General features: G+C 34.2%; 12 protein-coding genes. 5 read left to right on the top strand and 7 right to left on the bottom strand.

Translation table 11 applies throughout. The features are described 5' to 3' along the window. Positions 1-78: 78 nt before the first annotated feature. The 4 genes from HMPREF2597_RS09600 to HMPREF2597_RS09585 form a co-directional block, all read right to left on the bottom strand. Positions 79-810 (bottom strand): amino acid ABC transporter ATP-binding protein, encoded by a 732-nt coding sequence (locus tag HMPREF2597_RS09600; protein WP_002460301.1) that lies wholly within the window; start codon positions 808-810, stop codon positions 79-81. Further along, a complete protein-coding gene (locus HMPREF2597_RS09595; RefSeq protein ID WP_012990739.1) occupies positions 807-1,526 on the bottom strand; it encodes an amino acid ABC transporter permease in 720 nt (239 codons plus the stop codon). The genes HMPREF2597_RS09600 and HMPREF2597_RS09595 overlap by 4 nt, the downstream gene beginning before the upstream one ends. Then, positions 1,507-2,286, bottom strand: a complete 780-nt coding sequence (locus tag HMPREF2597_RS09590) for a transporter substrate-binding domain-containing protein (protein ID WP_002460303.1) — start codon at positions 2,284-2,286, stop codon at positions 1,507-1,509. The genes HMPREF2597_RS09595 and HMPREF2597_RS09590 overlap by 20 nt, the downstream gene beginning before the upstream one ends. A gap of 120 nt (positions 2,287-2,406) precedes the next feature. Beyond that, a complete protein-coding gene (locus HMPREF2597_RS09585; protein WP_070817285.1) occupies positions 2,407-3,828 on the bottom strand; it encodes an MDR family MFS transporter in 1,422 nt (473 codons plus the stop codon). Between the two features lie 167 nt (positions 3,829-3,995). Here HMPREF2597_RS09585 and HMPREF2597_RS12635 point away from each other — a divergent pair, with 167 nt between their 5' ends. Then, positions 3,996-4,097, top strand: coding sequence for a putative metal homeostasis protein (locus HMPREF2597_RS12635; protein ID WP_002478693.1), 102 nt, complete (start codon positions 3,996-3,998; stop codon positions 4,095-4,097). A 180-nt stretch (positions 4,098-4,277) separates the two neighbouring features. On the opposite strand, the gene HMPREF2597_RS09580 is transcribed toward HMPREF2597_RS12635, so the two are convergent. Then, positions 4,278-4,964 carry a 2,3-diphosphoglycerate-dependent phosphoglycerate mutase gene (locus tag HMPREF2597_RS09580; protein WP_002460306.1) on the bottom strand — a complete coding sequence of 229 codons (687 nt, stop codon included), beginning with the start codon at positions 4,962-4,964 and terminating at the stop codon, positions 4,278-4,280. Between the two features lie 312 nt (positions 4,965-5,276). Here HMPREF2597_RS09580 and HMPREF2597_RS09575 point away from each other — a divergent pair, with 312 nt between their 5' ends. Then, positions 5,277-5,702: an aggregation-promoting factor C-terminal-like domain-containing protein gene (locus HMPREF2597_RS09575; RefSeq protein ID WP_002478692.1), complete on the top strand. Its 426-nt coding sequence runs from the start codon at positions 5,277-5,279 to the stop codon at positions 5,700-5,702. A gap of 235 nt (positions 5,703-5,937) precedes the next feature. Here HMPREF2597_RS09575 and HMPREF2597_RS09570 read toward each other — a convergent pair whose 3' ends face one another. Together HMPREF2597_RS09570 and HMPREF2597_RS09565 are read right to left on the bottom strand one after the other, a co-directional pair. Beyond that, positions 5,938-6,804, bottom strand: a complete 867-nt coding sequence (locus HMPREF2597_RS09570; RefSeq protein ID WP_002460309.1) for a cation diffusion facilitator family transporter — start codon at positions 6,802-6,804, stop codon at positions 5,938-5,940. A 159-nt stretch (positions 6,805-6,963) separates the two neighbouring features. Next, the gene (locus tag HMPREF2597_RS09565) at positions 6,964-7,350 is read right to left on the bottom strand and encodes a GtrA family protein (protein ID WP_002478691.1); all 387 of its coding nucleotides are present in this window, start codon (positions 7,348-7,350) and stop codon (positions 6,964-6,966) included. Between the two features lie 154 nt (positions 7,351-7,504). On the opposite strand from HMPREF2597_RS09565, the gene HMPREF2597_RS09560 reads away from it, so the two are divergent. From HMPREF2597_RS09560 to HMPREF2597_RS09550, 3 genes are all read left to right on the top strand, one after another. Further along, complete coding sequence (locus HMPREF2597_RS09560) at positions 7,505-8,680, top strand: glycerate kinase (RefSeq protein WP_002478690.1); 1,176 nt, start codon at positions 7,505-7,507, stop codon at positions 8,678-8,680. Positions 8,681-8,717: 37 nt separating this feature from the next. After that, positions 8,718-9,431, top strand: a complete 714-nt coding sequence (locus tag HMPREF2597_RS09555) for a hypothetical protein (RefSeq protein ID WP_002460313.1) — start codon at positions 8,718-8,720, stop codon at positions 9,429-9,431. A gap of 210 nt (positions 9,432-9,641) precedes the next feature. Then, positions 9,642-10,841 carry a putative multidrug effflux MFS transporter TcaB gene (locus tag HMPREF2597_RS09550; protein ID WP_002478689.1) on the top strand — a complete coding sequence of 400 codons (1,200 nt, stop codon included), beginning with the start codon at positions 9,642-9,644 and terminating at the stop codon, positions 10,839-10,841. Positions 10,842-10,994: the final 153 nt, after the last annotated feature.

The following is a 10,994-nucleotide window of genomic DNA, read 5'->3' as shown; positions in this document are numbered from 1 at the left end:
TCATTATGAATTCTGTCCCGCTCCCTTTTTTATTTGTCCAAGAACTTTATGCCCCAGACTCCTAATCATTCTATGTTATTATTCTTCATTAATGACATTCAAAAAGCGTCTTAGCTCATCTGTTTTTGGTTGATTAAATAGTTGTTCTGGTGGACCTTGTTCCCCGATAATGCCGTCATGAATAAACACGATACGGTTAGACACTTCTTTCGCAAAGCGCATTTCATGGGTCACAATAACCATCGTCATTCCCTCATCTGCAAGCTCTCTAATCACTTTCAATACATCTGTAACTAGCTCAGGATCTAGCGCAGATGTAGGTTCATCAAAGAGCATGACCTTAGGATTCATGGCTAATGCACGCGCAATAGCTACACGTTGTTGTTGTCCACCTGATAAAGCGTGGGGACGCTGGTCTTTGACACTTATTAAACCTACCTTTTCTAATAAAGCTAATGCTATACGTTCCGCTTCAGACTTTTTCATTTTCTTAACGGTAACTAATCCTTCCATCACATTCTCTAACGCTGTTTTATGAGGAAAAAGATTATAGCTTTGAAATACCATACCTGATTGTTTACGCACATTAATTTGTGACTTCTTATCATCTGCCGTGTAAGTAACACCGTTAACTGAAACCGTTCCTTCAGTTGGAATTTCCAATGCATTCATCATTCTTAATAATGTTGTTTTACCAGAACCAGAGCGCCCAATAAATGTGATGACTTCTCCTTTTTCTACCGTCAAATTGACGCCTTTAATCACTTCTTTATCATTGAAGGATTTATGAATATTGTTAAGTTCTATCATGAACGATACCCTCTTTCAATTTTAGATTCATATAATCCTTGGAGCACTGAAATAATAAAGCAGACAACCCAATACATGATGGCTACTAAAATATATATTGTAAAATATTCATACGTTGTTGAAGCCACCTCTTGTGCTTTACGGAACATTTCCGCTACTAAAATAAAGCCTAATAGCGATGTATCCTTTATCAAGCTTAAAAATGTGTTTCCTAAAGCAGGGATAGACACACGAATAGCCTGAGGTAAAATGATACGTTGCACCGTTTGACGATAAGTCATCCCAATGGAATATGCTGCTTCAGTTTGTCCTTTCGGAATGGAAATAATACCACCACGAATAATTTCGGATGCATACGCACCTACATTTAGAGATAAACCTATAATTGCAGCAATAACTGGTGCAAGTGTCCATTGATTATCTGCATCACCTGTGATTAATCTTCCTAATTCTGGTATACCATAGAAGATAATAAATAATTGTACAATCATTGGTGTGCCTCGAATAATTGAAACATATATACGTGCAATGGCTCTTAATATTCTACTGGTTGATATTCGCATTAAAGCAGTAAATAATGCAAGAATTAACCCAAGAACAAAAGTCACAATTGTAATCGGAATAGAATATTTAACTAATCCTTCTAACATAGGTCCGAAGGCTTGTCCAGCTGCGTCTAAAGCATGTTGCTGTTCATTATTGAGGTTTAGAAACATCTTCACCAAACCATTTCTTACCTATTTTAGCTAATTCGCCACTATCTTTTATTTTTTTCAAGCCTTCATTAAAGTCTTTAACGACTTTACTGTCAACCTTTTTAGAAAAAGCAAAGCCAGATTTACTTTGTTCTGCCTGACCTTTAATAGCTTTAATCTTAGCGTTCGGTTTTTGTTTTGTGTAGTCTAAATAAGATAAACTATCGTTAAAAGTACCATCAACACGATTAGATAATAATAAGTCCATAGATTGGTTAAATCCATCCACTTTAGTAATATCAGCGCCTTTATCTTTAGCTAATTTACCATAGTTAGATGTAAAGGTTTGCGCTAATTTTTTCCCTTTAACATCGTCAAATGATTTAATATCCTTTTCATTGTCACGCACAACTAACACAGCATTTGAATATGTGTAAGGCGTTGAAAATTGATATTTTTGTTCTCTTTCTTTATTGATGCCTACTTGGTTTGCAATGACGTCAAAACGGCCCGCATCTAAACCAGCAAACATTGAATCCCAAGATGTTTCATTAAATTTAAGTTTATAACCTTCTGCTTTTGCGACTGCTTTAATCACATCTATATCGTAACCAGTTAATTTATCTTGTTTATCATGATACGTAAATGGTGCATAAGTTCCTTCTGTTCCAACCTTTAAGGTTTTATCACTACTCGCTTTATCATCTTTAGATGATCCACCATTTCCACATGCTGCTAATACAAAAACAAGCGCAATTACTGTAAATAAAAGTCTTTTCATCTGAATAGTCCCTCCATATTCCTATTATTTCTATCAGAATAGAATAATTTTAATCCTATCCTTACTATTAGTCAATAAGGAGTTACTCATTACAATCATTTTTCATGCCTTTACATAAGCCTATTGACGCTGATTTTTTAACATAAAAGTAAGCAATAAACTAATAACTGTAATGATAACAGCAAATAAAAATCCAGCATGATAGCCATGTAACACCGCATCAATTTTTATTTGAGCTGTCATCTCAGCTTTGGTCATTCCACTATATTGTTGTATATCTGGCGAAAATGCTTGACTTGCTTGGGAAAGAATAGTGATTAAAGCCGCCGTCCCAATTGATCCAGAGATTTGTTGCGCTGTATTCGTCATGGAAGAGCCATGTGCATTTAACGCATGCGGTAATTGATTCATAGTATGTGTCATAATAGGCATTAAGCTCAGAGCGATACCAATCATTCGTATACCATAAATTGTTGTTAAAATAAGTGCCGACGTATGCTCATCCATAAAAATGAAATAACATGTTGTCACAATAACAATAATGACACCTATAAATGCTAACAATTTCACGCCAAAGCGTTCATATAATGCGCCCGAGATCATTGACATTATTGCCATCACTATTGCACCAGGTAACAACATTAATCCAGAATCTAATGCTGAGCGGTGTAAGACATTTTGTACAAACATCGGAAGCACGGTTTCTGAACCTATCATTGAGATCATTGTTACTGACATAATCGCTAGTCCAACGGCAAATTGCTTATTTTTAAAAACTTCAAAATTCAATAATGGTACGTCAAGTTGATATTGTCGCCACACAAATAAAGCAATAAAAATCACACCAACAATTATAGTTGTCAGCACAATAGGATTATTCCACCCGTCTGTTGCAATAGAGCTCACTCCATAAAGCAAGCCACCAAATCCTAATACTGACATTGTTATGGATAAAGTATCAATTGGGGCATACACTTTTGTGCCAACATTTTTAACCGTTTTTAAAGCAATTAAGAATGTGAATGCTGCAGTAGGTGCTACTACGTGAAACAACGCTCTCCAATCTAAATATTCAACTAAATAGCCAGATAATGTCGGCCCAATCGCCGGTGCTAGTCCAATTACCAAGCCAAAGGTCCCCATATATTTGCCGCGTTCATGTGGCTCGAAAATATCTAAAATTGTTGTCATCATCAGTGGCATCATAATGCCAGATCCTAATGCTTGAATAATACGTGCGATTAATAAAACAGAAAAATGAGGACTAAATCCTCCAATTATCGTTCCAATAAAAAAGACAGCAATTCCGACTAGAAACACTTGTCGTGTCGTATAACGCTGAATTATAAAGGCAGACAAAGGAATAACAACACCGTTTGTTAATAAGAATGCTGTTGTTAACCACTGCACTTGTGAATACGCAATATGAAAATCTGCCATAATACTAGGTAACGCGGTTGTTAGCAGTGTTTCATTTAGCAATCCAAAGAATCCGCCAAATAACATCGTGATAATCATTGTAAGTTTTTGTTGTAGTGACATATGTTCCTCCCACTAAAATAACATCATACATTTCATAAATAATAGCTATTTTACTAATAAATTCAACACTCCCCTAATTTTTTGCTTAAAATAAAATAAATCGTAATAATTCCTATTTACAAAATACTATTAATCCGTCATACTATATGAATAAGGGAGGCGATAATATGAAGCAAGATGTACAAACTGCACGTCGAAACTTAAAAAGCCCTAATATTAAAACTAGAAAACGTGCATTAAAAATTATCAAGCAACATAAACGCAAGTAACCCTATCACTCACTTAATAAATAGAAAACAAATTGTTGCATATTATTTTAATATTTCATTATTCATACTTATCTTTATTCACACTTATACTTTATATTTATCTTTATTTCTTAAGCACTTACATTAAATGACATAAAAGCCATTACGTCGCATTTCACGCAACGTAATGGCTTTGATTTATTAAAGATAATATTTATTTGTAACGTTTAAGTTATCATCTAATTCATAAACAAGTGGCGCACCTGTTTTAATTTCGTAACCGATAATGTCTTCATCTGAAACATCTTCTAAGTATTTGATTAAGGCGCGAATAGAGTTACCATGTGCAGAAACTAATACTGTTTGACCATCTAATAAATGTTGTGAAATATGGTCTGTCCAAATTGGTACAACACGATCTAATGTTGTTTTTAAACTTTCAGAGTATGGCATCATACGTTTATCTAAGTGACGATATTTTCTGCTTTGTAGATATTCTTCACGTTGTGCTTCTGTTTCAGCTGGTGGTTCAATATCATATGAACGACGCCATTTATGAACTTGTTCTTCACCAAATTCTTTTCGCGCATCATCTTTATTTAATCCTTGAAGCTTACCATAATGTCTTTCATTTAAACGCCAGCTTTTATGCACTGGAATCCATAACTGATCTGATTCTTTAAGGATATAATTTGTAGTTTCTAGCGCTCTTTTTAACAGTGATGTATAGGCTACATCAATTTCGATGTTGTTCTCTTTAACCTTACGTCCAGCTGTGACTGCTTCGTTAATACCTTGTTCAGATAAATCGACATCAGTCCATCCTGTAAATAAGTTTTTTGCGTTCCATTCACTTTGTCCATGTCTACATAAAATTAATTTAGGCATGTAAAACACCTTCCTATAACTGAGATTTTCTTGTTGCAGTGAACAATGTATTTTTTTGTTACTTATATTATAAAACGACTTGCACAAGATTACTATCATTGACATGCTATTTTTGTAATAAATTACCTGAAATTGTGATCTAGCAGTGATATTTGTCGCAAAATTGCAAAAGTTGTTATTAAATTATGAGCTGTTAGTAACCACCAATGACTTAATCTTTGCTATAATTAAGTTTCCGTAATTGATTTTGATAACGTAAATAAGGGAACCGTTTTTCTTCATATTATCCTGTTTATTAAAGGAGTTTTTATTATGAGAAAATCAATATTAGCATTTATCGCTACGGTATCAATTGGGGCAGCAAGTGCTGAAACTTATACACATACGGCACATGCAAATGACTTAACAAATGAACAACAAAAATCAACACCACCTACCACACAGTCTATACAAACAACAACCTCTTCTCCTGAAAGTGATAACGATGTAGATGCTGTATATGACCGCTTTATGGCTGCAGGTGGGACTGAAGAACTTTGGGAAAAAATTGTGTTACCTGAATCAGGAGGCAATCCGCATGCTAAAAATGGAGAATATTTTGGCTTAGCACAAACTAAGTTATCTTGGGGCTATGGAACCGTTGAACAACAAACACGTGGCATGATTGAATATGCTCAGTCGCGCTATGGTTCAATCAATGCAGCAGTTAGATTTCGGACAACGCATGGATGGTGGTAAGAAAGCACACTAGGAACAGACAGCCATACATTACGGCGTATTGAATATAACAGAAGCGGGAAAAATTTATTATGAATTCGTAGTCCCGCTCCGGCAAGGTTGACTAGGATTGAAAAAAGCTTGGTATAAGCGTATTTTCAATCCCTTCAACAACTGCCAATATATAGTAAATAGCCTAGAACATAATTACGTTCTAGGCTATTTACTCATAACTTAAAATTTTTTAATTCAAAATCTATTGGTAATATGGTTCAGGATGGACATAAACAGATGAAATTCCCTTACCATGCAGATGGCTTTCAACCCGATCACAAATATCATGTGCCTCTTTAAGCGATAGTTTAGCATCAACAGCAATTGTTACATCTAAAAATATACTGCTACCATGATAACGTCCTTTTAAACTATTCACTTTAATCACATCAGCTACTTCCAACACATCATCACGATATTGTTGTAACTCTTCCTCATTAAAGCCGTCACTTAAGGCAAATATCGATTCTTTAAAAATGCCAAACCCTGTATAGATAATTAAAAAACCTAAAATTGTAGCTAAAATAATATCGACAATTGGTAAACCAAATTGTGTAAACACTAGCCCTATCGCCGTTCCTATACTCACTAAACTATCCGATAAATTATCTTTCGCTGCTGAGTTTAGTGAGCTGCTATTTGTTTTCTTAGCGAGTTGACGATTAACTATATAAACAGCGAACATGATTATACCGCTAATTGCACTAATCACAATTGTTATCGCACTTGGTGTGTGGTGGTCTCTTGTAATTAATCTAGGTACATTTTCAATAACAACTTGAATACCTACGAACATGATTATAAATGATACTAATAATGTTGATATATTCTCTGATTTTAAGTGACCATAAGGATGATTTTTATCTGCAGGTTTAATCGATATTTTCAAGCCTACAATCACTGCCAATGACACTACAATATCTGTCATATTATTTAAGGCATCCGCTCTTACTGCCGCAGAATCATAAATAAAACCTGTAAGATATTTCGTAACAGATAAAATAATATAAACAATCAAACTGAGATACGCGCCACGCTGTGCCAGTTTTAAATTTTCACTTTGCGACATTCAACTAACCACCTTAACATCCTTTATTAAAGCTAGTATGAATGAATTTTAATTGTTTTACAATAATTATTAATTTCGATATTTTTTGTAATAATAACATAACTATTTTATTAGAAGCACCTAAAATTTTAGTTATAATCACATACACTTTATGACACGTTAAAATTTGTCTCTAAGTATCCATTTAGACATAACAAATGTAATCGGTATGGTTATGATTAAACCGGCAAATGGTGCTATTTCTGATGGAAAATGTAGCCAGCGGACAAATATATATAATAACGCCGTTTGCATTCCCATATTGACAACTTGTGTAAACGGAAAACTTAAAAATTTAACTAGTGTCGGTTTAACTTTATAAACAAAATAACAATTTAAATAGTATGAAATAACAAAACTAACTACAAAACCGGTAATGTGGCTCACCATATAGTTTATGTCGAAGACCTTTAACAGTAATAAATAAACAATATAATAGTTTAGCGTATTGATGCCACCTACTATAATAAATCTTAAAATTTCATAATGTGTTGCATTTAATTTCATGATTGATTCCTCATTACCCTTCATCTTCTTTATTAAGACAGCGCCTATATTATCGTTTCTCGTACAAATAATATGCTATTAGTGTATTATTTTTCAAGCTATTTCTACTATAATAATAGTATAGCAATAAATGTCATAGACAAGGAGTGGCTTTATGTCCATAAAACATATTGTTATCGCACCAGATTCATTTAAAGAAAGCATGTCTGCTAAACAAGCAAGCATTGCCATCAAAGAAGGTTTTGAACGTGTTTTTAATAATACTGTTCATTATGAACTCATTCCTATGGCAGACGGTGGCGAAGGAACAACAGCAGCGTTAGTGGAAGCATTAAATGCTGATTGGCGATATATTCGTGTACGAGATCCATTATCACGACCAATTATGGCTGGATATGCCATTACACCGAATAAAGATACAGCAATCATTGAAATGGCAGCAGCTTCTGGACTCCATCTTGTTCAAGCTAGTGAACGTAATCCATTAATAACGTCCACGATTGGTACTGGCGATATCATTCTTGATGCATTGAATCAAGGTGTTAAACGTATCATTCTTGGTATTGGAGGTAGTGCAACAAATGATGGTGGTGCAGGCATGTTAACTGCACTTGGGGTTCAATTTCTCGACAACAATCATCAAATCTTACCACAAGGTGGCGGTGCGCTTGCTCAATTATCGAAAATTGACAGCACAAACCTTGATAAACGTTTAGCAAAAGTAACGTTTAAAGTTGCCTGTGATGTAACTAATCCATTATTGGGATTACAAGGTGCCAGTGTTGTTTATGGTCCACAAAAAGGGGCAACCGAAAAAATGATACCAAAGTTGGATTCCGCCTTGGCAAACTATCATGATAAAATAAAAATAGCTTTAAACAAAGATGTAAAAGATATCCCAGGGGCTGGTGCAGCTGGTGGCTTAGGGACTGGTCTACTTGCCTTTTGCCAAGTCACAATGATGAAAGGCATCGATCTTGTATTAGAAGAAACTCAATTTAAATCTTATGCCGCGCAAGCAAATTTAGTCATTACTGGTGAAGGAAAGATAGATGGACAAACAATTTATGGAAAAACACCTATTGGAGTAGCTAAAGCAGCTAAACAATTTCATTGTCCAGTCATCGCTATTTGTGGCTCATTAGGTGACAACTATGAAGCAGTGTATCATCACGGCATCGATAGTGTCTTTAGCATCATTGAACAGCCTGAGACATTAAATCACTTATTAGAGCATGGATATGATAATATGGTAAAAACTGCTGAAAATATTGCACGCTTGATTAAACTCTCATCGTCTTTTCAGCTATTAAACAAACAAAACAACTGATTAAGTATTTCCCAGAAAATATTAGAGGTGATGTTACATGAAACGAACAGAAAAATATAGAGACAGTTATGAACAAGATAAAGAATATCAAAATCAGCAACAACGTCAGCAGCACGCGCGTTATCAACAACAACGTTATACAAACCAACAGCAAGCACAATATCAAAATAACGGAGATAGATATCGTCAACAGCAAGCACGTTATGATGAAAATGGCAATCGTTATTACAATGATCGTGATTTTCGTAGAGAACAACAGTTAGAAGAAGATAATATAAGACAGAAAAAGTCTAAAAAATGGTTATATATTATCATCGCCCTGCTTTTAATTGTCGTTGCCGTGTTTGTGACACTTGCATTTATGGGTGGAGATAGCAATAGCGATAAAGTAAGTAACGATCCCAACGTATCACAGAACTACCAAAAACAAGTCAAAGATAAAGACGATAGTATTACAAGTCAAATTGAAGCGGCTAAAAATGATATCAAAGACAAAGTCAACACAGACAATACGATTCAAAAACTACAACAAGAAATCAATAGCTTAAAACAAAATGAACAAAATAATGCAGATTCAAAATTCACTAAATTTTATCAAGATCAGTTAGATAAATTAAAAAATGCCAACCAAGCACAACAAAACAATGCAGACCAAAGTAAAGTTGAAGGTATGCTTGATGATATCAATACTAAATTTGATAGTCTTAAAGACAAAATAGAAAATTTTATCAATAGTTTTAGTGGGAAATAAGTTACTTATTAAAGTTGAAGACCATTAGGTAACATTTTAATATATAAGCAGGACTGAAATCATTATAATGACGTTAGATTTCAGTCCTGCTCTTTTTCTTTTTTGCTTAATGCACTATCACAGCTATTTATATTATGGCAAAATGTTGGTATAATTAAAAAATTAAAATATTTAAAATAAAACATGAATTTAACATTCGAGGAGTCTTTTATGTCTCAGTCATTTCGTACGTTTCCTATTACTTTGTTAATCATATTAGGTGTTATTACTGCCTTTGGCCCTATGACCATTGATATGTATGTTCCTTCATTACCTAATGTACAACATCATTTCGGGTCATCCACATCAGAAGTTCAATTAACGCTATCCTTTACTATGATAGGCTTAGCCATTGGTCAATTTTTATTTGGTCCGTTATCAGATGCATTTGGTCGTAAAAAAGTTTTATTAATGATTTTAACGATATTTTTAATTGCTTCATTCGCGGCAACGCTAACGGACCACTTACCTCTATTTTTAATTTTACGTTTTGTTCAAGGCTTAACTGGTGGTGGTGCCATCGTTATAGCCAAAGCTTCAGCTGGTGATAAACTCCATGGCAATGCGTTGGCTAAGTTTTTGGCGGCGCTAATGGGTGTCAATGGAATAATTACAATTATCGCACCATTGATTGGTGGTTGGTCACTTAAACTAGGGTCATGGCATGTCATCTTTATTGTGCTAACAATTGTCACATTTATACTTATTATAGGTGTATTATCGCAAATGCCAGAAACAGCAAAAGATACACATTCCAAATTAAACTTTAGCCACATTTTTTCAGACTTTGGACAACTGTTGCGTAAACCCAAATTTGTCATTCCTATGCTATTACAAGGATTGACATATGTGATGTTATTTAGTTACTCATCTGCATCACCTTTTATTACACAAAAAATATATACACTTACCCCGCAACAATTTAGTCTGATGTTTGCAATTAATGGCATTGGGTTAATAGTTGTCAGTCAAATTGTGGCGACATTAGTTGAATATATCCATAGACACACCTTATTAGTTTATTTAAGTATCATACAAATTATTGGCGTAATTCTAATTGTTATAACTTTAACATATCATCTACCTATATCTGTATTGATGATTTCGTTCTTTATTAATATTTGTCCAGTTTCCTCTATTGGGCCTTTGGGTTTTTCAATGGCAATGGAAGAACGTACTGGTGGTAGTGGCAACGCATCAAGTTTACTAGGTTTGTTCCAATTTATTCTTGGCGGCATGATTTCACCACTTGTAGGCTTAGCAGGTCAATTTAATCCAATGCCCTACTTAATTATCATTAGTACTACAGCTGCCGTGTTCATTATTTTACAATTTACTTATTTTAAAATTAATAAGCCGTATATTAAATAAAATATATCCGTTTGGGACATCATTATATTTTAAGCTATGAACTAAATATTGGCAGTAGTTGACTGGAATGAAAATACACTTATATCAAGCTTGTTTCAATCCTAGTCAACCTTGTCGAAGCGGGACTATGAATTCATAATGAATGCTGTCCCG

The organism is Staphylococcus sp. HMSC063A07, from assembly GCF_001836955.1.
GTDB classification, from domain to species: Bacteria; Bacillota; Bacilli; order Staphylococcales; family Staphylococcaceae; genus Staphylococcus; species Staphylococcus lugdunensis.
The sequence above is the reverse complement of the archived record's forward strand: the minus strand, read 5'-3'. Positions and strand labels throughout refer to the sequence as shown.